24 protein-coding genes are annotated in these 24,160 nt (G+C 54.0%); 12 read left to right on the forward strand and 12 right to left on the reverse strand.

What is annotated here, in order from left to right; translation table 11 throughout:
- Nucleotides 1-38: 38 nt before the first annotated feature.
- On the reverse strand, nt 39-1,562 hold the full coding sequence (locus TMES_RS06280; protein WP_085580572.1) for a UbiD family decarboxylase: 1,524 nt from the start codon (nt 1,560-1,562) through the stop codon (nt 39-41).
- 263 nt (nt 1,563-1,825) lie between these two features.
- Nucleotides 1,826-2,293: a hypothetical protein gene (locus TMES_RS06285; protein ID WP_085580574.1), complete on the reverse strand. Its 468-nt coding sequence runs from the start codon at nt 2,291-2,293 to the stop codon at nt 1,826-1,828.
- A 246-nt stretch (nt 2,294-2,539) separates the two neighbouring features.
- Here TMES_RS06285 and TMES_RS06290 point away from each other — a divergent pair, with 246 nt between their 5' ends.
- Together TMES_RS06290 and TMES_RS06295 are read left to right on the forward strand one after the other, a co-directional pair.
- On the forward strand, nt 2,540-2,896 hold the full coding sequence (locus tag TMES_RS06290; RefSeq protein WP_085581218.1) for a DUF4170 domain-containing protein: 357 nt from the start codon (nt 2,540-2,542) through the stop codon (nt 2,894-2,896).
- 21 nt (nt 2,897-2,917) lie between these two features.
- Complete coding sequence (locus TMES_RS06295) at nt 2,918-3,664, forward strand: hypothetical protein (RefSeq protein ID WP_143589556.1); 747 nt, start codon at nt 2,918-2,920, stop codon at nt 3,662-3,664.
- An 11-nt stretch (nt 3,665-3,675) separates the two neighbouring features.
- Here TMES_RS06295 and TMES_RS06300 read toward each other — a convergent pair whose 3' ends face one another.
- Nucleotides 3,676-4,656 (reverse strand): LysR substrate-binding domain-containing protein, encoded by a 981-nt coding sequence (locus tag TMES_RS06300; RefSeq protein ID WP_085580578.1) that lies wholly within the window; start codon nt 4,654-4,656, stop codon nt 3,676-3,678.
- A gap of 172 nt (nt 4,657-4,828) precedes the next feature.
- On the opposite strand from TMES_RS06300, the gene TMES_RS06305 reads away from it, so the two are divergent.
- Nucleotides 4,829-6,172: an MFS transporter gene (locus tag TMES_RS06305; RefSeq protein ID WP_245835235.1), complete on the forward strand. Its 1,344-nt coding sequence runs from the start codon at nt 4,829-4,831 to the stop codon at nt 6,170-6,172.
- Between the two features lie 64 nt (nt 6,173-6,236).
- On the opposite strand, the gene TMES_RS06310 is transcribed toward TMES_RS06305, so the two are convergent.
- On the reverse strand, nt 6,237-6,944 hold the full coding sequence (locus tag TMES_RS06310) for a class I SAM-dependent methyltransferase (protein ID WP_085580584.1): 708 nt from the start codon (nt 6,942-6,944) through the stop codon (nt 6,237-6,239).
- Nucleotides 6,945-7,040: 96 nt separating this feature from the next.
- Nucleotides 7,041-7,985: a 4-hydroxybenzoate octaprenyltransferase gene (gene ubiA / locus TMES_RS06315; RefSeq protein ID WP_085580586.1), complete on the reverse strand. Its 945-nt coding sequence runs from the start codon at nt 7,983-7,985 to the stop codon at nt 7,041-7,043.
- Between the two features lie 62 nt (nt 7,986-8,047).
- Between ubiA and TMES_RS06320 the strand changes: the two genes are divergently transcribed.
- The 9 genes from TMES_RS06320 (at nt 8,048) to TMES_RS06360 (ending at nt 15,729) form a co-directional block, all read left to right on the forward strand.
- Nucleotides 8,048-8,848 (forward strand): 16S rRNA (uracil(1498)-N(3))-methyltransferase, encoded by an 801-nt coding sequence (locus TMES_RS06320; RefSeq protein WP_085580588.1) that lies wholly within the window; start codon nt 8,048-8,050, stop codon nt 8,846-8,848.
- Nucleotides 8,849-8,859: 11 nt separating this feature from the next.
- Nucleotides 8,860-10,230, forward strand: a complete 1,371-nt coding sequence (locus TMES_RS06325; RefSeq protein WP_085580590.1) for a glutamate--cysteine ligase — start codon at nt 8,860-8,862, stop codon at nt 10,228-10,230.
- A 107-nt stretch (nt 10,231-10,337) separates the two neighbouring features.
- A complete protein-coding gene (locus TMES_RS06330) occupies nt 10,338-10,640 on the forward strand; it encodes a chorismate mutase (protein ID WP_085580592.1) in 303 nt (100 codons plus the stop codon).
- A 122-nt stretch (nt 10,641-10,762) separates the two neighbouring features.
- Nucleotides 10,763-12,157, forward strand: coding sequence for a class II fumarate hydratase (gene fumC / locus TMES_RS06335; RefSeq protein WP_085580594.1), 1,395 nt, complete (start codon nt 10,763-10,765; stop codon nt 12,155-12,157).
- A 116-nt stretch (nt 12,158-12,273) separates the two neighbouring features.
- Nucleotides 12,274-12,834, forward strand: a complete 561-nt coding sequence (locus tag TMES_RS06340) for a hypothetical protein (protein ID WP_085580596.1) — start codon at nt 12,274-12,276, stop codon at nt 12,832-12,834.
- A 50-nt stretch (nt 12,835-12,884) separates the two neighbouring features.
- Nucleotides 12,885-13,421: a copper chaperone PCu(A)C gene (locus tag TMES_RS06345; protein WP_245835236.1), complete on the forward strand. Its 537-nt coding sequence runs from the start codon at nt 12,885-12,887 to the stop codon at nt 13,419-13,421.
- Nucleotides 13,422-13,545: 124 nt separating this feature from the next.
- A complete protein-coding gene (locus TMES_RS06350) occupies nt 13,546-14,511 on the forward strand; it encodes a hypothetical protein (RefSeq protein WP_143589557.1) in 966 nt (321 codons plus the stop codon).
- 18 nt (nt 14,512-14,529) lie between these two features.
- Nucleotides 14,530-15,033, forward strand: a complete 504-nt coding sequence (locus TMES_RS06355) for a cupin domain-containing protein (RefSeq protein ID WP_085580602.1) — start codon at nt 14,530-14,532, stop codon at nt 15,031-15,033.
- Between the two features lie 51 nt (nt 15,034-15,084).
- Entirely contained in the window at nt 15,085-15,729 is a 645-nt protein-coding gene (locus tag TMES_RS06360) for a LysE family translocator (RefSeq protein WP_085580604.1), read from the forward strand.
- Nucleotides 15,730-15,824: 95 nt separating this feature from the next.
- Here the strand turns inward: TMES_RS06360 and TMES_RS06365 are convergent, their stop codons facing one another.
- The 7 genes from TMES_RS06365 to TMES_RS06395 form a co-directional block, all read right to left on the reverse strand.
- On the reverse strand, nt 15,825-16,820 hold the full coding sequence (locus tag TMES_RS06365; protein ID WP_085580606.1) for a peptide ABC transporter ATP-binding protein: 996 nt from the start codon (nt 16,818-16,820) through the stop codon (nt 15,825-15,827).
- Nucleotides 16,821-17,810 (reverse strand): dipeptide ABC transporter ATP-binding protein, encoded by a 990-nt coding sequence (dppD, locus tag TMES_RS06370; protein WP_085580607.1) that lies wholly within the window; start codon nt 17,808-17,810, stop codon nt 16,821-16,823.
- A gap of 6 nt (nt 17,811-17,816) precedes the next feature.
- A complete protein-coding gene (locus TMES_RS06375; RefSeq protein WP_085580609.1) occupies nt 17,817-18,761 on the reverse strand; it encodes an ABC transporter permease subunit in 945 nt (314 codons plus the stop codon).
- Between the two features lie 14 nt (nt 18,762-18,775).
- On the reverse strand, nt 18,776-19,786 hold the full coding sequence (locus TMES_RS06380; RefSeq protein WP_085580611.1) for an ABC transporter permease subunit: 1,011 nt from the start codon (nt 19,784-19,786) through the stop codon (nt 18,776-18,778).
- A gap of 123 nt (nt 19,787-19,909) precedes the next feature.
- Entirely contained in the window at nt 19,910-21,517 is a 1,608-nt protein-coding gene (locus TMES_RS06385; RefSeq protein ID WP_085580613.1) for an ABC transporter substrate-binding protein, read from the reverse strand.
- A gap of 391 nt (nt 21,518-21,908) precedes the next feature.
- Entirely contained in the window at nt 21,909-22,934 is a 1,026-nt protein-coding gene (locus TMES_RS06390) for a threonine aldolase family protein (protein ID WP_085580615.1), read from the reverse strand.
- Nucleotides 22,935-23,049: 115 nt separating this feature from the next.
- Nucleotides 23,050-24,153, reverse strand: coding sequence for a threonine aldolase family protein (locus tag TMES_RS06395; RefSeq protein WP_245835237.1), 1,104 nt, complete (start codon nt 24,151-24,153; stop codon nt 23,050-23,052).
- Nucleotides 24,154-24,160 lie beyond the last annotated feature (7 nt).

Consider the following 24,160-nt stretch of genomic DNA (forward strand, 5'->3'; position numbering starts at 1 on the left):
GGGCCGATCCGTGTGATCGGCCCGTTTTCGGTTGGGCGTTATTTCCAGATTTTTTTGCCGCTGCCGGGCAGGCCGTAGCTTTCCCATTTCTGGTCAACCCGGTCGATCACATCGTCGGGCATATACAGTTTTTCGCCCCATTCGCGGTGGGTTTCGGGTGGTAGTTTGTTGGTGGCATCAAGCCCCAGTTTGCCGCCCAGCCCGCTTTCGGGTGATGCGAAATCCAGATAATCAATCGGGGTGTCGGTGATGGTGGTAATATCGCGCACCGGGTCCATGCGGGTGGATATGGCCCACATCACATCTTTCCAGTCCCGCACATTAATGTCGTCATCCACCACAATCACGAATTTGGTATACATAAATTGCCGCAGAAACGACCAAACCCCCATCATCACGCGCTTGGCATGGCCGGGATAGGCCTTTTTCATTGAAACAACGGCAATGCGATAGCTGCATCCTTCAGGCGGCAGCCAGAAATCGACGATTTCGGTAAATTGCTGTTGTAGCAACGGCACAAAAACATCATTTAACGCTTCGCCCAGCACCGAGGGTTCATCTGGCGGGCGGCCGGTGAAGGTTGAAAGATAGATCGGCTTTTTACGCATCGTAATGGCGGTAATGGTGAAAACCGGGAAGTTTTCGACCGAGTTATAATAACCGGTATGGTCGCCATAGGGCCCTTCGGGCGCATAATCATCAAGCGATACATGCCCTTCCAGTACGATTTCGGCGGTGGCGGGCACTTTTAACGGCACAGTTTTGCAATCAACCAGCTCTACCTTTTCGCCGCGCAGCAACCCGGCAAACTGATATTCCGATAACGTATCGGGCACGGGGGTAACAGCGGCCAGAATGGTGCCGGGGTCGGCCCCCAGAACAACGGCGCAGGGCAGCGGGTCGCGCTTGGTGTTTTTCCAGCGCGCGTGATGTTGCGCCCCGCCGCGATGTTTGAGCCAGCGCATAATCGCCTTGTTCTTGCCCAGCACCTGCATGCGATAAATGCCCAGATTGAACACATCGCGCTTGTCGCCATCTTTTTCGCCCACAGATGGGCCTTGGGTTACCACCAGCGGCCACGTGATCAGCGGCGCGGGCTCGCCGGGCCAGCAGCCCTGAATGGGCAGTTTGCCAAGGTCGATATCGTCGCCGGTTAAAACAATTTCCTGACAGGGGCCTTTTGAAACCGTTTTGGGTTTCATCGCCATCACGGTTTTGGCCAGCGGTAACATTGAAAAGGCTTCGCGCAAACTTCCCGGTGGTTCGGGCTGTTTTAAAAAGGCCAGCGTTTCGCCAACTTCGCGCAGTTCTTCGGGCTTGCGGTTCATACCAGCGGCAACGCGTTCCACCGTGCCAAACAGGTTAACCAGAACCGGCATGTCGTATTTGCGGCCATCTTCGCCAACGACATTTTCAAAAATCACCGCCGGGCCGCCTTCGGCCAGCAGGCGGGTTTGAATTTCGGTCATTTCCAGATGGGGCGAAACCGGTTCGCTTACCCGGATAAGCTGGCCTTTTTTTTCAAGGTCATCAATGAAGTCGCGCAAAGACTGATAGGGCATGGCACCGCAATCTTGTGGGGCGGTCAAACAGGGGCAACCGCATTTAAAACATGGTCACAGGTGGTAATACGCTGATCGGGTCTTGTCCAGCATATGGCGCGATGATCTGGTTAATCGTGGTGATGCAAATATGATGATCGCGCCGGGGTTTTCAGCTTCAACCTGCAAAAAACCCGTGCAAACACAGGGGTTCGCACGGGTCGCATCATGGTGGTTTTCCGGTTGGTCGACCGGTTCAGGGTCTGTTTATGGCCTTGGCCCGGTCAGGACTGCGTCATATAATGAATTTCGCCGTCATTATCGATGGTGGCAAGCTGACCGGCCTTGGTGAATACCGTGGCGCAATCGTCATCCTCGCTTTTGTCCCACAAGCACAGATATTTGCTTTGTTCGACCGTCCACAGCCGCTTTTTCATCCCGCGGTCGCCGCCATCTTCTGACCAGGTCATGGAGGCGACACCATTTTCAAAATAGGTCACATTGACATTGGCGTCTTTTTCGCCGTCGCGGTAGGAAAAGGTATGGTTGGTAATGGCCGAAACCAGCGACGTCCCGCTGAGCGGTTGATAGCCCTGATTAACCAGAACAGTGCCTGCTTCGGTCATGTCGGTGCTGTCGACATCGATATCGGTGCTGTTCACCGTGGTAGACCCGCAAGCCGACAGGGAAAGTGCGGCGCCGAGTGAAATCATACCGGCGATACCGATGTTTTTAATCTTGTTTGCTCGCATTGTTCTTCTCCTTGTTCTGTTGTTCGAAACAAGTTTTGGCGCGGGCGGTTGCCCAAATGCGCCGTGAACACAAGGTTTGCCGCCAAACTTGGCAATTAAACGACGGTCATGCGTCCGTTGCATGGCAATGTTATTGAAATTGTCGGTTTTGGTTCTTATGTCGATTGGTTATACAGTGGGCAGAATCGGTCGCATTGCCCACAGATGCGGCATTTCCACTTCACCAAGAAAACGAAGGACGCACAGATGGCCAATTACTGGGTTATCGGGGGCACCTATCAGGACACCGGTTTTAACGCACCTGTCGGCGAAGAAACCAAAGTAGGCCCGTTCGGCACGTTTGAAGATGCCGAAAAAGAATGGTCAAAGCTGGCCTGGCAGTCGGTCGACGATGCCAATTCGCGCTACCGTATTGAACGCCTGGACGAATACTGGGTTGTTGGTGGCGAATATGAAGACACCAATTTTGAAAACCCGGTTGGCGGTTCGGAAGAACGCCACGGCCCCTTCACCAGCTTCGAGCTGGCAGAAAAGGAATGGTCGAAACTGGCATGGCAGCATGTTGATAACTGCAATTGCCGGTATCGGGTTATCGAAAGCTGATTGATCCCGACGATGTTTGCCTTGTCTGATATCTGCCTGATTGACGACGACGATTTGCGTTCACAGGTTAAACAGCATCCGCGCGCGCAGGAACTTCTGCGCGCGCTTTTGTATCCTTATGGCGCACCGGACCATGATTTTGTTTTGCGCAACCGCACGGTTTTGCCGTTTGATGCGGGATCGCCCGATGACATTGCGCAAGTGCTAGCGGGTCGGGTGCCGGTTTTGGCAGCCGGGTCCAATCGGTCGCCGCGGCAACTGGCCCGTAAATATTGCGCGCCTTTCGATGCGGGCGACATTCCGGTAACACGGGGCTGGATGCACAATCATGATATTGTTTATTGCGCCCATTTAACCGGTTATGGCGCGGTGCCCGCCACCGTCACCCCATGTGCGGGCACAACGGTGCGCGTTGCGATTAACTGGCTGGACCCGGACCAGCTTCATCATATGCACGCCACCGAATCGCTGGGGAGACATTACGATTATGTGCAAATCCCTGCGGCGGGTGTTGTCCTTGATTGCGGGCTGACAGTGGCGCGCGTTGGCGCCTATATCGCGCGGTATGGCAGCGAATTTTCACCGGGCGATACGTTTGCCCTGGCCGATATTGCGGCTGAAAACCGGCGCTTTGCGGCGCGCAGCCAATGGCAAATGCTGCAATATGTTGCCAGACGTGCCGGTCACGTACCACATCCCGATTTTATCATCCGCCTGATCGAAGACGAAAATTTCCGCCTTGCCCAGAACGGCTTGCGCAAACCGTGACTGGTTGGTGTTTAACGGGAACTATCGCCTTGTGAGACGATGTCCGCCCGCGCGGCTGAGCTGTTAAAATACGGGTCTTCGCTGGAAAATGTCGCCATGAACCAGTCGCGGAAAAGCCGCACCGGTTCGTTGGCCCGGCTGCCATAGGGGGCGGTTAAAAAATACCCCGATGCCGACAGCAAACTTTGCGAAAACGGGGCAATCAGGCGGCCAGCAGCGATGTCTTCGTCGATCAGGGGTGTTCGCCCCATCACCATGCCCACCCCGTGAATGGCCAGCTCAAAGCAGGAATATAACAAATCGCAGGTGATCTCGCTGTCAAAGGCAAGGCCGGGCACACCGGCTGTTTCCAGCCACAAGGGCCAGTCATCGCGTAGCAATAACGGGGTTGTGGTGCGAATGACCCGATGGCGTGAAAGTTCGCCCGGATCAAGCGGGATGGGGCTGTTGCCGATCAAATCCGGGCTGCAAACCGGAAAAATCCGTTCGGTACTGATTTTATAGGCATCGTGGCCGGGAAATGTGCCCAGCCCATAACGAACAATCAGGCTCAGGTCCTTGAAATCCCGGGTGCCATCGCGGTCACTGACCCGGTAAGGGTCAAGGGTCAGCATGCGGACATCAATATCGGGATAAAGCGCAATAAATTCGCCAATGCGCGGTGCCAAACATTTAAGCAAAAATGTGCCCGGCGAGCCAATGCGCAGAACGGTGTCGCGTTTGCCGCTGGCAAGCCGGTCGGTGGCATGGGAAATGCCCACCACCAGCGGGCGAATATCGGCCAGATAATCCTCGCCCTGTGGTGTGAGGCTGATGGTGCGACCGTTTCGTAAAAAAAGCTCGGTGCCCAGCAGTTCTTCAAGTTTGCGGATCTGATGGCTGATCGCGGTTTGTGTCAGGTTCAGTTCGATCGCGGCCCGGCTGAAGCTGCGATGGCGGGCAACGGCCTCGGCGGCACGCAGGCAGGCAATTGATGGCAAGCGGCTAACCATGCGCAACCTCGATGGGGTGACGGGTATAAGTATGAAAATTTGTCATACTTAGCGTTACGAAATTTCATTTGTACAGACCGAAATATAACCTATCAAGGTCAGTAATATTAAGAGAAATAGTGCATACAAGGCGCAAATTTACAAAATCGCAAATGCGAGAATGAAAGGGAGGATGATGAATTTTCAGGAAAGAGAGGGCCAGACGCCGGACGCCGCAGCGGCGAATTTGCCGTGGTATACCGGTCTGACCCAACAACACTGGCGCACCTTGTGGGGCAGTTACCTTGGCTGGATATTTGATGGCTTCGAGGCATTTGCTCTGGTGCTGTCGCTACCGTTTGCCATGAAAAGCCTGCTGACCCCCGAACAGGCCCAAACCCCGTCTTTTTATGCCGGTCTGGCGATTGGCATTACCTTGTTGGGCTGGGGCATTGGTGGCCTGATTGGCGGCGTGTTAAGCGACTATATCGGCCGCAAGCGCATGATGATGTTTTCGATTTTCTTTTATGCGCTGTTTACCGGCCTTACTGCCTTTAGCACCAGTTTTGCCGCCCTTGCATTGTTGCGGTTTGTTACCGGCCTTGCAATTGGCAGCGAATGGAGCACGGGTATCGCCCTGGTTTCGGAAACATGGCCGGATAAAGCCCGCCCCAAGGGTTGCGGCTTTTTGCAGTCAGGGTTTGGGGGCGGCGCGTTGCTTGCCGCTGTGGTCTGGTATTTCCTGTCGCATTATCAGCCGCTGGGTGCTGAAAGCTGGCGTTTGATTTTTGCCGTTGGCGCGTTGCCGGCTTTTTGTGTGCTGTATTTACGCCGCGCACTTGACGAGTCTGAAAAATGGGCCAGCGCGGTCAAGGCGCAACGCCAGGCCGAAAAAGATGGCAAAGGGGCGCGGCCGTTTACCCTGGCCGAAATTTTCCGCAGTGCTGAAAGCCGCCGACTGGTTATTTTAACCACCATCCTGTCATTTGTAACGACAGTTGGCTGGTGGGCGGTTTCAAGCTGGATGCCAGGCTATACCGAACAACTGGCCCATCTGCACGGCGAGCCTGCCGGGGTGTGGGCTCCGCGCATGTCGCTGATCTATAATATTGGTGCCATTTGTGCCTATGTGGCCTCGGGGTTCATTGCCGATGCATTGGGGCGGCGCCTGTATCTGTTCCTAACTTTTGCCGGGTCGCTGGGCTTTTCCATTCTGACCTATACGTGGCAGGGCGACCTTGAAACCTTTATGGTGATCGCGTTTTTCAACGGTGTTTTCACCCTTGGTTTTGCCTTTAGCTGGATGGCGATTTATCTGGTCGAATTGTTTAGTTCGGTGGTGCGTGCCACGGCAGCAGGCTTTATTTTCAATGCGGCCCGGCTGGTCGCCTGGATATTCCCGATTATTGCGGGCGTGATGGTCACCACCATGGGCGGCCTTTCCCATGCCGCCCTGATCATGGGCAGTGTTTATGTTATCGGCTTGATTGTGCCGTGGTTCCTGCCGGAAACCAAAGGCAAGCCGTTACCGGAATAAACAGCGGTTAGCACATCCTAAAAATCCCCGATTGCCTGTGTGGTGATCGGGGATTTTTTATGTTCTAGCGGGTGCGATCGGGCAACAGCTGCCACACACGGGTGAATTTTGTGTCGGTATCCTCGACCGCCACATCAACCGGCACGTCATAGGTTTCAAGCTCGTCGATATTGTGTGTCGGGGCATAGGTGCGGCCCGGATCAGCCAGAATAACCCGGGTGCCCAAAAGGGCCTCGGCCATCAGCCATTGCAACACCGCATTGGCCATGTCCTGCTGATAACAAACATCGCCGGCAAAAATCACATCCCAGCGTTTTTCCGGGCTGCTTGTGCCAACCAGATTATCGGTCAGGGTGGTAAAGTCGACATTATTGCGTGCCGCATTTAACCGGGTGGCGGTAATGGCAACCGGGTCAATATCGTTGGCAACAACGTCAGCGGCACCCATCATCACCGCCGCAATGGCCTGCATGCCACCGCCGCAGGCAAAATCGAGCACCCGTTTGCCGCGCACCAGGTCGGGATTATCGAGAATATATCGGGTAATGGCCTGCCCGCCGGGCCAGGCAAAGGCCCAATAGGGCGGGGGAATATCCAGCACACCCAAAATGTCCTCGGTTGCTTGCCATAACGGGGTGATATGGGTTGCCAGATACATTTCAATTTCGGGCGTTAACGGCACGCGGGCCGGGACGGTAAAGGTCGCAATCAGGTCGGCAAATTGCGGGTCGTCAACATCGGGGACCAGCGCATCGGCAAAGATATTTTCCATTGTGCGCGTTTTCCTGTGTTACCGCGATGAACCTGCGCCCAAGTACGTGTTTTGTCCGTGTCATGCAACATCGTTGATAGGGAGGCCTGCGGGGCGTTAAAATGCCGCCGCGTGCCCGACAACATTGGCAATGATAATGCTGGCCGTGACCAGCAAGGCAAAATCGCGGTTGGATTTAAACCGTTTCAGGCAATTGGCCGCATCATCAATATTAACTGTGCGTACCTGCCACACCAGATGCAGGCAGGTCAGCGCCAAAAGCGGGAAATAAACCCAGTGCAACCCGGCCAACCCACCCGATATTGCCAAAAGGGCCGTTGTGACGATGTAAAACCCCATCACCCATTGCGGGGTGGCATTGCCCAGGCGCAGGGCCAGCGATTTAACGCCAATTTTAATGTCGTCTTCCTTGTCCTGGTGGGCATAGATGGTGTCATAGCCCAGCGTCCAGAAAATACCGGCCACATACATGGCTACGGCGGCGGGCGCGATGGTGCCGGTAACTGCCGCCCAGCCCACAAACGCACCCCAGTTAAAGGTCAGCCCCAAAAACGCCTGTGGCCAATAGGTGATGCGTTTCATGAACGGATAGGTAAAGACCAGCGGCAACGAACAAATGCCAACAATAATGGCCTCGATGCGAAACTGCACCAGAACGGCAAGGCCGATCAGCAATAACAGCCCCAAAAAGGCAAAGGCCTGCCATATTTTAATTTGGCCCGACGGAATGGGGCGGGTGGCGGTGCGTTCCACCTTGCCATCATAATTGCGATCCGCCAGATCGTTGACCACACAGCCAGCCCCGCGCATGACCAGCGCGCCAATGGCAAACAGAACAAACATTTTCCAGTTCGGTGCGCCGGTTGATGCCATGGCGGTAGACCACCAGCACGGCAGCAACACCAGCCATGTGCCAATGGGGCGGTCCATACGCGCCAGTTTTAAATACGGGCGCACAGGGGCGGGCATATATTTGTCAACCCAGCCATCGGCGGGCATATCGTTTTTCGTTTGATTTAACGGTTGGTTGACCTGTGCCATAATAACCCTGTTTAACGCCTGCAAAATGATCGCAAATTTTCAATCCGGTTCGGGGACTATAGATGCAGCAAGATACACCACGCGCCCGCCAAAGACTTTTCGTTGCGCATACCATCACCGCCGGGGCGGAAATTGCACTGACCCCCGAACAGTCTCATTACCTTGAACATGTCATGCGCCTCAAGCCCGGAACGCCGGTAAAGATATTTAATGGCATGGATGGGGAGTGGCTGGCGACCCTTTCCGAGCTGCGCAAAAAGAAAGGCGTGGTCAGTGTTGAAACCCGGTTGCGCGACCAGCAGAACAGCAACGGCCCGACATTGGCCTTTGCGCCAATTAAAAAACAGCGGTTGGATTTTCTGATCGAAAAGTCGGTGGAACTCGGTGTGTCCCGGTTAATGCCGATCATTACCGCGCACAGTATTACCGACAAGGTGCGCCTTGACCGGTTGCAAGCCCAGGTGATTGAGGCCGCCGAACAAAGCGAACGCCTGGACGTGCCAAAAATTGATGAACCGGTAAAATTGTATGACTGGCTGGCAAATTGGCCGGAAAACAATCACTTGCTGTTTTGTGACGAGACCGGCTCGGGATCACCGATTGGTGATGTCCTTACAGAATCCTTGGCAAAACCCGCTGGCTCGGCTATCGACAACAACAATGTTGTTAACCATATACTCGTGATTGGACCCGAAGGCGGCTTTGCCCCAGACGAAATTGACCGGATCAGAAAACAGCCTTTCGCAACGCCCGTCAGTCTTGGTCCACGCATTTTGCGGGCCGAAACGGCGGCAATTGCGGCATTGGCAGTTTATCAGGACCGGATCGGCGACTGGTCGGCCCGCCCCGTTACGAGAGATTAAGGAATAGTCTGATGACTGTCAGTGCCTCCACCGGCGATAGCCCGGAAATTGAAAACCGGGCGCAACTGGTTGAATGGTTCGAGTCCGGGTGCAAACCCAAACGTGACTGGGCCATTGGAACCGAACACGAAAAATTCGCCTTTACCCGCGAAGATTTACGCCCGATCCCCTATGAAGGGGAACGCGGTGTTAAGGCGCTGCTGACTGCCCTTGCCGAGCGGTTCGACTGGGACCCGATTTTGGAAAACGGCAATGTCATTGCCCTGACCAAGGATAAATGTTCGGTATCGCTAGAACCGGGCGGCCAGATCGAGCTTTCGGGCGCGCCGCTTAAAAACATTCACCAGACCTGTGCCGAAGTGCATCAGCATCTTCATGAAATTCGTGAAGTTTGCTCGGGGCTGGATATTGATATGCTTGGCGTGGGTCATCAGCCCAAATGGGCACGCGATGATATTCCGTGGATGCCCAAGGGCCGCTACGATATCATGCGCAGCTATATGCCCAAGGTGGGTTCACTGGGCCTGGATATGATGCTGCGGACCTCGACCATTCAGGTTAATCTGGATTTCGAATCCGAAGCCGACATGGCTCATAAATTTCGCACATCTCTGGCACTTCAGCCCGTTGCAACCGCCCTGTTTGCGGCATCGCCGTTTATTGATGGCAAACCCAGCGGTTATCTCTCGGCACGCTCACGCGTCTGGACCGATACCGACCCGGACCGTTGCGGCATGTTGCCGTTTGTGTTTGAAGACAGCTTTGGCTTTGATCGCTACGTCGAATATATGCTTGATGTGCCAATGTATTTTGTCTATCGCGATGGAAAATATATCGATGCGTCGGGTAAATCCTTCCGCGATTTTATGACAGGCAAACTTGATGTTTTGCCCGGCGAACGCCCAACGATGAATGACTGGTCGGATCATATGACCACGGCATTTCCCGAAGTGCGCCTTAAAAAATTTCTGGAAATGCGCGGGGCCGATGGTGGCCCGTGGCGTCGTATTTGTGCGTTGCCCGCGTTTTGGGTCGGCTTGCTTTATGATAGCCCCAGCCTTGATGCCGCGTGGGATCTGGTTAAAGATATGAGCTTCGAAGAACGCGAAACCCTGCGCAATGATGTGCCCAAACTGGGGATGCAAACCCCGTTTAAAAACGGCACCATGCAGGATTTGGCCAAGGAAGTGCTGGCGATTTCCAAACAGGGCCTTAAAAACCGTGCCAAGCTGGACAGCTACGGCGATGATGAAAGCCATTTCATCGAAAGTCTGGAAGATGTGGCGCAAAGTGGCCGCACCCTTGCCGACGAATTTTTAGACCTTTACGAAACCCGCTGGGAAGGCTCGGTTGACCCGGTGTTTCGCGAATACGCCTATTGATTGTTAAGCACGGAAAATTATGCGGGGGCGGTGGTAAATCCACCGCCCTTGTTGTATCAGGCAAGACATCAAACCTTATTGCCCCACCAAAAAAGGAAGCCTGAGCGATGAAAGCTGTGCCGTGTGAAACCATGCAGGATGTTCGCGAAAACGTGGACCGTCTTGACCGGGTTCTGGTGGGCTTGCTGGCCGAACGGCTGGGCTATATCGAACAGGCCGCGCGCATTAAACAATCGCGCGATGCCGTGCGCGACGAAGCCCGCATCGAAGACGTGATTGCCAAGGTTAAAGCCCAGTGCAAAATTGACGGGCTGGACGACAACATCGCCGAACGGCTGTGGCGTTTCATGATGGAAGATTATATCAGCCACGAATTTGTGAAGTGGGATGCGATCCGCAAGGACGGCTAAATCCCCCAACAGAACCAACAAAAACCGCTATTGGCGCTGGCGGTGAGAAAACAGGGTACTATATCTGGCGCAATGCCGGGTTCCCGCCCCGGTCAGTTTCATTTTCTGACACGGAGGAAATTTTGACCGATCAGCAGCAAACCCGCACCGAAAAAGACACCATGGGTGAAGTCGAGGTCCCCGCCGACCGTTACTGGGGCGCACAGACCCAACGTTCGCGCGAGAATTTTCGCATTGGCGGCGAAAAAATGCCCGAAGCCCTGATCCGGGCCTTTGGCCTGCAAAAGCTGGCGGCGGCCCGGGCCAACCGGGTGTTGGGCAATCTGGAGCCCAAAATTGCCGATGCCATTCAGGCCGCCGCACGCGAAGTGGCCGATGGCAAATTATCCGACCATTTTCCGCTGGTGGTATGGCAAACCGGCAGTGGCACGCAAACCAACATGAATGCCAACGAAGTGATTGCCAACCGCGCATGCGAATATATGGGCGCGCCGCTGGGCAAACGCGAACCGGTACATCCCAACGACCATGTTAATCGTAGCCAGTCATCGAACGACAGCTTTCCAACCGCCATGCATATTGCCGCCGTGGTTGAAATTGAAGAACGCCTGAAACCGGCCCTGCGCCATTTACGCGCAACGCTGGATGCCAAAAGCACCGCCTTTGAAAAAATCGTTAAAATTGGCCGCACCCATATGCAAGATGCCGTGCCCCTGACATTGGGGCAGGAATTTTCCGGCTATACCATGCAGATCGAACTGGGGCTGGACCGCATCGAAGATGCCCTGAAACGCCTGAGCAAGCTGGCACAGGGGGGCACGGCCCTGGGCACCGGGCTTAACGCGCCCGACGGATTTGACGAACAGTTCGCGCGTGAAATCAGCAGTCTGACCGGGTTGAAATTTGAAACCGCCGCCAACAAGTTTGAAGCCCTGGCCGCCCATGATGCCTGTGTGGAAATGTCGGGTGTGATGAATGTGCTGGCCGCATCGCTGATGAAAATTGGCAACGATATTCGCCTGCTGGGGTCTGGCCCGCGGTGCGGGCTGGGCGAGCTGATATTGCCAGCCAACGAACCGGGATCATCGATCATGCCCGGCAAGGTCAACCCGACGCAGGCCGAAGCCCTGACCATGGTGTGCGCGCAGGTGATGGGCAACCATGTGACGGTGACGGTGGCGGGGTCCAACGGGCACCTTGATTTGAATGTGTTCAAGCCGGTGATTATTTATAACCTGCTGCAATCCATTCGTCTGATCGCCGATGCCTCGGTCAGCTTTGCCGACCATTGTGTTGCCGGCATCGAGGCGGACGAGGAAAAAATCAAATCCTATGTTGAACAAAGCCTGATGCTGGTCACCGCACTGGCCCCGCATATTGGTTATGACAATGCCGCTGCCGTGGCCAAAAAAGCCCACGCCGAACGCTCCAGCCTGAAGGAGGCGACAATTGCCCTGGGCCATATGGACGGCGAGCGGTTTGACGAACTGGTCCGTGCCGAAGACATGATCGGCTAGGATTGTTTGGGCTGTTTGATTAAATTGTCGCAATAACTTGACCGGATCGGGGCTTCCCCGGTCCGGTTTGACATATAACATTGCCGATTGAACAGGGATTGGGCATATCATCCTGTATGGCAGCAAAATATTCCGCATTTTTGCCGTATCCTGCCACGGTGCTTAGCGCACCGATGGCACGATTACGCCGCACCGTTAACGGTGTTCAAGGCTCCCTGCGAACGAATTTGCAGGTGTGGGGGCTGGTTTTTGTTGTCATTCTGGCATCCTTGACCCAGGCGGGCGTGCCGCTTGCGTTGCATGGGGCCGGGGCAAGCGGGCCGGGGGCATTCCGGGCGGCGTCGAATATTATCTATATCTGTACCGGAAGCGGTATTCAGCCGGTTCGTCTTGGCGCTGTAAATGCGGACATCCGTTCCGCCCCTGATGGTGCGACGTCGCTGGCGAACGAAGCTGACAAGGTTGACAATGCCAGATCGGGCGGCAAGACCGCACCCTCACACGCCTTTTGCGCCCATTGCGCATTTTGTCATGCCATCCCGGTGCTTGCGGCGGGTTTTGTCTATTCCCATCCTGCATTACAAAGCCGGTTTTCGGCTGTTCTGGCGGGGCAGGATGCGCGGTTTATCATGGCTGCCATCGGCTTTGCGCCGCGTGGTCCCCCTGTTTCCATCTGATCGATCAATGCAACGTCGTTTTATTTTCAATCAGAGAAATGGACCAGATCATGTTTAACAGGTTTTTGGGAATTGCCACGATGGTGGCAGGGATTGTGACTGCCCTTCCGGCATTTGCAGGTGACATCACAATCAGCGATGCATGGGCCAAGGAATCCATCGGTCGCGTGCCCAACGGGGCCGCGTTTTTTATCATTCATAATGCGGGCGCGGCCGACAAAATTGTCGGCGCGACGTCCGATCTGGCCGATCGCACAGAACTGCATACCCACATCATGGAAAACAACGTGATGAAGATGCGCCGGGTTGAAGGCGGTGTTGATGTGCCCGCCAGCGGCGAGCTTGCCTTTAAACCGGGCAGCTATCATGTGATGTTTCTTGATTTGCATACGCCGCTCAAGGCCGGGCAACATATTCCCCTGACCTTGCAGTTTGAAAAGGCCGGGGATGTGCCGGTGGATGTTGATGTTATTTCCATGTCCGATGCATCGCAAAAACAGCACGCGCCGATGACGATGGATATGAATTCCGGCATGGGGGGCGCGATGGGCCAGTCCGGCGGGATGATGGGGCAACCGAAAAACTAGCTATTTTCTCTTGGGGAATTATTTAAACAAAAAGGTGCAGGATTAAACTGCGCCTTTTTTATTTAAATAAATGTTTCCTTATGTGTTAGCGTTAAACCATCAAATTAACATGAGGGGATGTGTCATGGGTTGGAAGGGTACAGTGAGGGCAATGGCTGCGGCATCACGTAGAGTGCAGCGTGAAAATGTCAGACGTCAAAAAAATCAAGAAAAAATAATAGCATTGGGTGAGGCTCAGGAAGCAGTTCGTGAATACGATCGGTATATTTCAGCCATTACGAGTCTTCAAAAGAGTGTGCTAGCAAAAGAAACTAATTGGGCGAACATATTTAGAGAATCTTCCCCTGTCCCTCCTGTCAAGAAGGAATTTTTTACCGATCAGGCACAGAAAAAAATCACAAGTTACAAGCCAACAGTTTTTCATCGTTGGTTTGGGATAGAGGAAAAAGTTAAAAATAAACTTCAGAAAAATTTTAAAAATTCTTTAGAAAAAGATCAGAAAATATTTGATGCGGAAATTGATAAATTTAACCTTGAAAAGGAGAAATACAAGGATCGGCGTGATTTCTCGCGTAGAATTATAGATGGCGATTCTGAGTGTATGCTAAAGGCGATTGATGAATTGGGAAAGTTTTCTGATATCGAACATATTGGAAAACACATATCGATAGTTTTGGAGGGAAAAAATAATGTCCTGATTAGTATTGATGTGCATGGGGAAGAAATTGTTCCTGATGAAAAATACACATTGCGGCAATCAGGTTCTATTTCAACTAAGAAAATTTCGAAGGGGGATTTTAATTTGATATATCAAGACTATGTATGTGGCGCCGTCTTGAGAGTCGCGAGAGAAATTTTTAATATATTACCAGTGAACTCCGTGATTATTAATGCTAAAGATGCTCTATTGAACTCTGCAACAGGGCATTTGGAAAATCAGGTTATTTTAAGCGCTTTATTGATGAGGGATACGGTAAATGAGTTAAATTTTATAACTCTGGACCCGTCTGATTGCATGAAGAATTTTTCCCATAATATGAATTTCAAGAAGAATGTTGGATTTAAGCCAGTGGAAATTTTTTCTTTTTGAGTTCAGGTGTAATTAGATATGTCAGATAAAAATATTATAGAGTTTGTTGTTAATGAATTGGATTTGCAGCCCCATCCCGAAGGGGGGTATTACGCCGAAACTTTTCGGGCTGATGACATCACCAATCCGCAGGGGCGTTATCCGTCGGACCGGTCAACAGGGACGGCGATCTATTATCTTTTGACCCCGGATACATTTTCGGGGATGCATATTTTAACCTCCGACGAGATTTTTCATTTTTATCTCGGCGATGCGGTTGAACAGTTGCAACTGTTTGCCGATGGCAGCCACTGCGTGGTCGAGATTGGCCGTGACATCATGGCGGGGCAGCGCCCGCAAATGGTGGTGCCTAAAAATGTATGGCAGGGCGCGCGCCTTAAACCCGGCGGTGCCTTTGCCTTGCTGGGATGCACCGTGGCGCCGGGGTTTGATTTTGCCGATTTTTCGATGGGAAAACGTGCGGACCTTGTTGCGAGCTGGCCTGATGCGCGTGACATGATTGCAGCCTTGACGCGGGGGTGATTTTACGGCGCAATCAGCGGCCATAAACATGTGTTTTTGCCGGGGTGTGTGATGTCCTTTGATACGTGGCTGGTCTTTGCCGGGGCGGCGTTTGCGCTTTCGATGGCGCCGGGGCCTAATAATTTGATGGCGATGTTTAATGGCGCGCGCCACGGTGTCGGGGCATCGGCAACGGGCGGTGTGGGCCGGTTATTGGCCTTTGCCATTATGATTGTGGTTACCGCAACCGGCCTTGGTGTGGTGCTGGCGGCAAGCGAGGTGGCGTTTGGCATTATCAAATATGCCGGGGCGGCGTATCTGGTTTATTTGGGCGTTAAAACCTGGCGCAGCCATGTTTCAGGCCACGATGATACCGGTGGAATGCCCGGCGACGATTTGATATTTCAGCCGCGACCAAATGCCTATGATCTGGCCCGGCGGGAGTTTTTAACCGCCATGGGCAACCCCAAGGCCATTTTGATTTTTACCGCCTTTTTCCCGCAGTTTTTAAACGCACAAGTCCCCTATGGGCCACAGTTTGCCGTTATGGGCGTGACATTTCTGGTGATGGAAGCCTGCGTTTTGCTGGCCTATGGGCTGGTGGGCGGGCAGGTAAAGGGGTTTGTGCGGTCTGCCCGGCATTTGCGCCTTTTAAACCGGGTGAGCGGCGGGGTGCTGATCGGGGCGGGGGCGGTGCTGGCCGCAGCACGGCGTTAAGTGCTGGTGACATTGGCCGGTGCCGATAAATAAAGGGACGCACTGGCGGGTACGTCCCTTTATGACTACGGGTTGATCACGCAAGGATGGCGGGATCAGAAAATTTCCTCGACCCGGTGGCAGGCGACTTCGCGGCCTTCAATCATACGCAGTTCCGGGCGGACCTGGGCGCAATGATCGGTCGCGAACGGGCAGCGTTTATGAAACGCACAACCCGACGGCGGATTGATCGGGGATGGGAGTTCGCCGGTCAGCGGTTCGGATTTAACCCGGTGGGCCGGGTCAATCTTGGGTGCTGATGCCAGCAATGCGCGGGTATAGGGATGAAGCGGACGGTTAAACAGTTCCTCGGTCGGGCCTTTTTCGGCAACCCGGCCCAGATACATTACCATCACATCATCGGCAATATGGCGCACGACGGATAAATCATGGGAAATGAACACATAGGCGACGTTCATTTCGTCTTGCAGGTCCATCATCAGGTTCAAAACCTGTGCTTGCACCGAAACGTCCAGCGCCGAAACAGGTTCGTCGGCGACAATGACCTTGGGTTCCAAAATCAGCGCGCGGGCAATGGCAATACGCTGGCGCTGCCCGCCCGAAAACATATGCGGATAACGGCTGTAAAATTCCGGCCGTAACCCCACCTTGGCCATGGTGTCGCGCACCCGTTCCTGGCGTTCCTTGCGGCTTAGCTTGTCCATATTGAGCAAAACCGGTTCTTCCAGAATCTGGCCGACCTTTTTGCGCGGGTTAAGCGAGCCATAAGGGTTCTGGAAAATCATTTGAACCGTGCGGCGAAACAACTGGGCGTCTTTGTCTGACAAATTGCCTACCGCGTCGCCATTGATTTTAAGTGCGCCCGAAGACGGCTTTTCGATCAATGTTAACTGACGGCCAAGGGTGGATTTGCCACAACCGGATTCCCCCACAACCGCCAGGGTTTTTTGGGCTTCGAGTGAAAACGAAACACCATCAAGCGCCTTGACCGATGCGGTGGGTTTGCCAAAACCACCACTGACCGTGTAGTGCCGCGCCAAGGTGTCGCCTTCCATCAGGGCAACGCCGGGTTTGGTATCAAGAAAGCTCATTTACACGTTCCTCCCGGTGGGCTGCCCGTTATCATCTAACGGATAAAAACACCGCACATCCCGGCCGTAATAATCCGTCACCAGCGGCTGGGTCGATACGCATTTATCGGTGGCGTAACGGCAACGCGGGCTTAACAGGCACCCGGTCGGGCGGTCATGCGCACCGGGAACCACTCCGGGAATGGTGCGCAGGCGGTCATGCCCGGCAGAGCGTTCGGGCAGGGCCTCCAGCAACGCCTGGGTATAGGGATGGCGCGGGGCGGCAAACAGGCCGTCCGCCGGGCCGCTTTCAAACAGTTGCCCGGCATACATCACCTGAATACGGTCGGCTGCCTCGGACACCAGTGCCAGATCGTGGGTGATCAAAATCAGGGCCATGTCGCTGTCGGCTTGCAATTTTAAAAGCAAATCAATGATCTGGGCCTGAATGGTCACATCCAGCGCGGTGGTTGGTTCATCGGCGACCAAAAGGCGCGGGTTGCACGCAATTGCCATGGCAATGACAATACGCTGGCTCATCCCGCCCGAAAGCTGATGGGGATAGGCCTTCATCCGCGATTTCGGGTCGGGAATGCCAACCTGGTTTAACAGGTCCAGCGTGCGTTCACGGCGTTGCTTTTTATTGCCCCCTTCATGGACCTTAAGGGCTTCCATGATCTGGGTTTCAACGGTGTAGCACGGGTTAAGCGAAGACATCGGATCCTGGAAGATCATGGCGATGTCTTTGCCGGTAATGTTGCGGCGCTTGCGCGCAGACATGCGCAACAGATCTTCGCCATCAAAGGTCAGGCTGTCGGCGGTGACCCGGCCGGGATAGTCGATCAGGCCCATCAGGGCCAGTGAACTGACCGATTTACCCGACCCGGATTCACCAACGATCCCTAAAACTTCGCCGCGTTCGACCGAATAGCTGACAGAATCAACCGCGCGAAACGGGTTCTTTTCCGAGCCAAATTCGACCGTCAGGTTTTTAACTTCTAACAATGCCATGACGCTTTACCGCTTCATCTTGGGATCGAGGGCATCGCGCAGACCATCACCCATCAGGTTAAAGGCCAGCACGGTGATCAGGATACACAGGCCGGGAAAGGTAACAATCCACCAGGCGGAACCCACAAATTCGCGAGCATTTGCCAGCATCGAGCCCCATTCCGGCGTTGGCGGCTGTGCGCCAAGGCCCAGAAAGCCAAGGGCAGCGGCATCAAGAATGGCATTGGAAATGCCCAGGGTGCCCTGCACGATCAAGGGGGCGGCACAGTTGGGCAGAATGTTGATAAACATTTGCCGCATGGGACCGGCACCAGCAATTTGCGATGCGGTAACATATTCCTTGTTGCGTTCCGAAATCACCGAGGCCCGGGTCAGCCGCACATAATGGGGCAACTGGACAATGGAGATGGCCAGCATGGCGTTGATCAGGTTAGGGCCAAGAATGGTGACAATGGCAAGGGCCAGCACCAGACTGGGAATGGACAACATAATATCCATGACCCGCATGATAGCTATTTCAACCCAGCCCCGGAAATAGCCCGACGCCAGACCAAGGGTGACGCCAAAGATAACCGAAATAACCACCACGAACAGGCCGATAAACACCGAAAGCTGCGCGCCATACATCAGGCGCGAAACCATGTCGCGGCCAACGGCATCGGTGCCGAGCAAATATTGCGAACTGCCGCCATCTTCCCATGACGGGGGCATCTGGATGGCGGACCGGTCCTGGGCGATGGGGTCGTAAGGGGCAACAACCTGGGCGAAGACGGCCAGAAAAACAACAATTCCCACCACGATCAAACCGGCCAGCGCGCCGCGGTTCTGGCGGAAATAGTGCCAAAACTCGGCCAAAGGCGAGGGCGGTTTTGCCAGCAGGATGGCTTCAAGTTCTTTTTGCGCCGCATCGTCCGGGTCGGGCGTGGTCGCGGGATTTGTTTGTGTGCTCATAATTTTTCCATCCCTTAGCGCGTATGACGAATGCGGGGATTGATTACGCTGTAGGTCAGATCAACAAACAGATTAACCATCATGATCATGATCGCGATCAGAAGAATTCCGCCCTGAATGGTCGGATAGTCGCGACGGCTTACCGCTTCGACGATCCATTTGCCAATGCCGGGCCATGAAAAGATCGTTTCGGTCAAAATGGCACCGGCCACCAGCACGCTGACCTGCAGGCCGATAACCGTGACCACCGGAATAAGCGCATTGCGCAACGCATGCACGACAACGACCTTGGCCGGACTAAGCCCCTTGGCGCGCGCAACACGGATGTAATCCTCGCGCAGGACTTCGAGCATCGAAGACCGGGTCATGCGGGCAATGACGGCCATTGGAATGGTGCCCAGCGCAATCGAGGGCAAAATCAGATGCCGTAACGCATCGACAAAGGCACCTTTCTGGTCGCTTAGCAGGGTATCAATCAGCATGAAGCCGGTGGTGGGTTCGATGTAATATAAAACCGACAGGCGGCCTGAAACCGGGGTCCAGCCCAGCGATACCGAAAAGAACATGATCAGCATCGTTGCCCACCAGAAAATCGGCATCGAATAGCCAGCCAGCGAGATGGTCATGGTGGTGTAGTCAAAAATGCCACCCCGGCGCACAGCGGCGATAACGCCCAGCGGCAAGCCAACGACAATGGCAAACAAAATTGCAATAACGCCCAGTTCAACCGTTGCCGGGAACAGGGTCATAAACTCTTCAAGGACCGGTTTTTTGGTCACAAAGGATTTGCCAAGATCGCCCTGAAATACACCCAGTAAATAATGGAAATACTGAACAATGACTGGCTGATCAAATCCGTATTGCGCCTTTAACTGCGCATAGCGAACGGCATCAACGCCACGTTCCCCGGCCATCATCAAGATGGGGTCGCCAGGGATCAGGCGGATCAGGAAGAAGACCAGCAGGGTAACGCCGAAAAACGTCGGGACGATGTCACCCAGTCTGCGGAAAAGGAATCCTAGCATGCCTTGGGGCCTTTTTGCTCATTCAGGCGCTTTTTGCGCGCTTGAACGTTCTCTCTCATATTTTTTGATCGGGAATGCGAAGAGGCCCGGACAACCGGGCCTCTCTGCAAAATGAAGACGCGATTATTCTTTGATGTCGACGCCGTAGAAGATGTGACCGCCAAACGGGTCAATCTTGTAGTTTTCAACTTCCTTGCGGATCGGTTCGAAAACGACAGAGTGTGCAATGGTTGCCCACGGAGCCTGTTCTTTGAACACAACCTGTGCCTGTTCATACAGACGGGTACGTTCGAGAACGTCCGAGGTGGTTTTCGCCTGCTGGATCAGCTTGTCGAAGTCTTCGTTGCACCACTGTGCGCGGTTCGAGCCGCCAACGGCATCACAACCCAGCAGAACGGCCAGGAAGTTATCGGGGTCGCCATTGTCGCCGGTCCAGCCCATCAGGAACGAACCCTGTTCGCCCTTTTTGGTGCGTTCCAGATACTCGCCCCATTCATAGGAAACGATTTTGGCTTTAACGCCGATCTTGGCCCAGTCAGCCTGGATCATTTCAGCCATACGGCGCGCATTCGGGTTGTACGGGCGCTGTACGGGCATCGCCCAGATATCGGTTTCAAAGCCGTCCGGATAACCGGCATCTGCCAGCATCTTTTTGGCCGCAGCCGGGTCATAGGGGTCGTCAACGATGTCGTTGTTATACGACCAGATCGTCGGCGGGATCGGGTTTTTGGCCTTGGAACCGGCACCCTGATAAACCGCTTCAAGGATAGCATCCTTGTTGATCGCCATGTTCAGTGCTTTACGCACTTCGGTTTTGGTGAACGGTTCTTTTTTGGTGTTGTATCCAAGGTAACCAACGTTCAGACCTTCCTGGCTCATCAGGTTGATCGAGGCATCGGCATCCATTGCTTTGAGGTCAGCCGGGTTCGGATAGGGCATCACCTGGCATTCGCCAGCTTTCAGCTTCTGGTAACGAACGGTGCTGTCAGGTGTAATTGCAAAGATCAGGTTGTCAATTGCGGCCGGGCCTTCCCAGTAATCGGGGTTGGCTTTATAGCGAATGACAGCATCTTTTTGATACTGAACCAGCTGGAACGGGCCGGTGCCAACCGGGACAAGGTCAACCTGTTCCGGGGTGCCTGCTTCAAGCATGTTGTCGGCATATTCGCCGGACAGGATCGATGCAAAATCCATCGCCATGTTGGCAATGAACGGGGCTTCCGGACGGTTCAGAACAAATTTGACAGTGTAATCGTCAACTTTGACGATGTCCTTGATCAGGTCGGGCATCGACATGGCGTCGAAATATTCGTACGAACCGCCGCTGACACCGTGATAGGCGTTTTCTTTGTCCCACATGCGGTCAAAAGAATACAGAACGTCGTCGGCATCAAATTCACGGGTCGGGGTGAATTCTTTGGTGGTCTGGAACTTTACACCTTTACGCAGGTGGAAGGTGTATTCCAGGCCATCAGCCGAAATGTCCCAGCTGGTTGCAAGACCCGGAACGATCGTTGTCGTGCCGCGCTTGAACTGAACCAGACGGTTATAGATGTTCTTTGACGTCGCATCAAAGGTGGTACCCGACGTGTAAAGCTGCGGGTTGAAACCTTCGGGGCTTCCTTCCGAGCAATAAACCAGGGTTTTTGCCGAAGCGGCCGTCGGTGCGGCCCAGGCTGTCGTCGCAACAAGGGCAGCGCCCAAAGCTGCTTTGACGAAAGTCGATTTCATTTATATGCCTCCCTCAAGGCTGGCCCGAACCGCCGTTATGGTTTGCAAGTCTCACCCTTTGCAAACCATATGATCAGCCCGGGCTGGTTTACCCGATCCAACACGTATGTTGGTAATCGTCGAGGGAAAGTAATCAGGGTTTTTGCGTACCGTCAACGTCTGCTGAGGGAATTTACGTAGCATTCACAGCCGTGTGAGAGATGAATTTATGTCAAGTGTTTGTTATTTTTATGAAATTGACGATAAATTTTTTCGCTGGCTGCCATGTGTTTTTTTCGGGGCTGCTTATGCCACAACGTAAAAATGCGCCCTTGCTGTGTTAAACCGGGGCGCATTTTCATATTTTATCCCATATCGGGATTCGTGCGTCGTTTCAGGTAATTAGTGAAATTTACGATCCTTGCAACTGCGTTTTCAGGTCGTTAATTGCGCCGGTATCGCTGTTCCACGCCGTCACAAATCGATAGGCATTTGCCCCCAGAGACGGCCATGAATAAAATAGCATCCCGGCATCGCGCAGCTTTTGGGCGGTATTATCGGGCAGTGTCACAAACAGTTCATTGGCTTGACTGTCGAGCAGCATTTCACCACCCTGATCGACCAAAAGGCTGGCAAGGGCCTGGGCGGCGGTGTTGGCCGTGCGCGCATTTTTCAACCAAAGGTCGTTGGCGATATAGGCGGCCAGTTGCGCGGCCAGATAGCGGTGCTTGGACAATAAATGACCACTGCGTTTGCGCGCCAGTTCGGCCTGTGCGCGCTTTGACGGGTCAAACAAAATAATCGCTTCAACCGCCAGCGCCCCGTTTTTGGTGCCGCCAAAACTTAGCGCATTCACCCCGGCCTTCCATGTGATATCCGCCGGATGGCAGTTTAACGCGGCAACGGCATTGCCAAACCGTGCGCCATCCATAAACAGTTTTTTGTCAAACTGTTTGCAGACCGCGCCAATCGCCCCAATTTCATCGGGGCTGTAAACCCCGCCCAGTTCGGTTGACTGGGTGACGGCAACACATTCGGGCGTTACCGAATGGACCCCGCGATCAACCCGGCTTTCAAGATAGCGGCTCAGATTTTCGGCTTCAAGCTTGGCCGATGGCCCGTCAATCGGCAGCAATTTTGCCCCGCCGGTAAAATGGGCGACGGCCGTTGATTCGTCTTCGTTAATATGGGCCTCGTGGTGGCAAACAATGCCGCCATAAGGTGACACCAGTGTGGAAAGACTGATGCAGTTTGCCGCCGTCCCGGTGCTGACCGGCACCACGGCAACCTCGCAATCAAATAACCCGGAAAAGGCACGATCAAGGGTGCCTGATACATCATCCCCGCCATAGGCCGGGGCATTGCCCTGGCACTGGGCATCGATGGCGGCCTGAATTTCGGGGCAAACGGGGGTCACGTTATCGGAAGCAAAATTCATCAAAGGCTCGCTTTTTAATCGGGTGTTAAACGCGCCTTCATGCCGGTGGCAGCATAAAGGCGCGCAATATGGTGGCGTTATTGTTTCATGGTGGCGGCGCGTCTGGCAATGTTTGCTATGCTAGGTTCAGATCGCCGGGCAGGGTGGTAATGGCTTCAAGCGGGCTGTTCCACGCGGTAACAAACCGATAGGCACCGGGGCCAACCGCAGGCCACGGGCGAAATATAATGCCTGCCGCGCGTAACAGGGCGGCAAGGTCATCGTCCATGCGCACAAACAGTTCATTGCCCTGGGGTATATGCACCATGCGTGCGCCCAGACTGGTCAGGGATTGCCCCAACAACCTGGCCGCCATATTGGCGTGGCGGGCATTTTTCAGCCACAGGTCATTTTCCAGATAGGCCAGCAATTGCACCGCCAGATAGCGATGTTTGGAAAATAAATGCCCCCCGCGTTTGCGGGCCTTCTCGGTTTTTTTGCGCAGCGTTTTATCAAACAGCACAATCGCATCCACGGCCAATGCGCCATTTTTGGTGGCGCCAAAAGTTAAAACATCAACCCCGGCCTTCCACGTAATGTCGGCAGGATGGCAGCCCAGCGATGCCACCGCATTGGCAAAGCGCGCGCCATCCATAAACAGCCGCATGTCATGGGTTTTGCAAACCCGGCCAATGGCGTGGATTTCGTCGACAGTGTAAACCGCGCCAAATTCGGTGGCCTGGGTAATGGCAACGCATTCGGGGTCAACCGCGTGAATGCCGCGATTGCTTTGCGCGGATAAAAATTCATCAAGGCGGTCGGCCTCGATTTTGGCCGATGGACCATCCATCGTCAGCAATTTTGCCCCGCCGCCAAAAAATGCCACCCCTGTTGATTCGGTCTGGTTGATGTGGGCTTCGTGGTGGCAAACCACCCCGCCATAAGGCGATACCAGGTTGGAAAGGCCGATTAGATTGGCAGCAGTACCAGTGGCAACCGGCACAACAACGCAGTCGGTTTCAAACAGTTGTGAAAAGGCGGTATCAAGTTTTGCGGTTTCGTCGTCTTGCCCGTAAGGCAGCGCGCTGCTGTCGGACTGGCTGGCGATGGCAGCAAGAATTTCCGGGCATATCGGTGAAACATTGTCAGATGAAAAATTCATGGGGGCCTGTTTTTCGAACTGGAAGCTGGTGGCGATATTTGATCCAGCATTGGCGTAACCGCTTTGAAATGCAAGCATAACAAAA

The organism is Thalassospira mesophila (assembly GCF_002115755.1).
GTDB classification, from domain to species: domain Bacteria; phylum Pseudomonadota; class Alphaproteobacteria; order Rhodospirillales; family Thalassospiraceae; genus Thalassospira; species Thalassospira mesophila.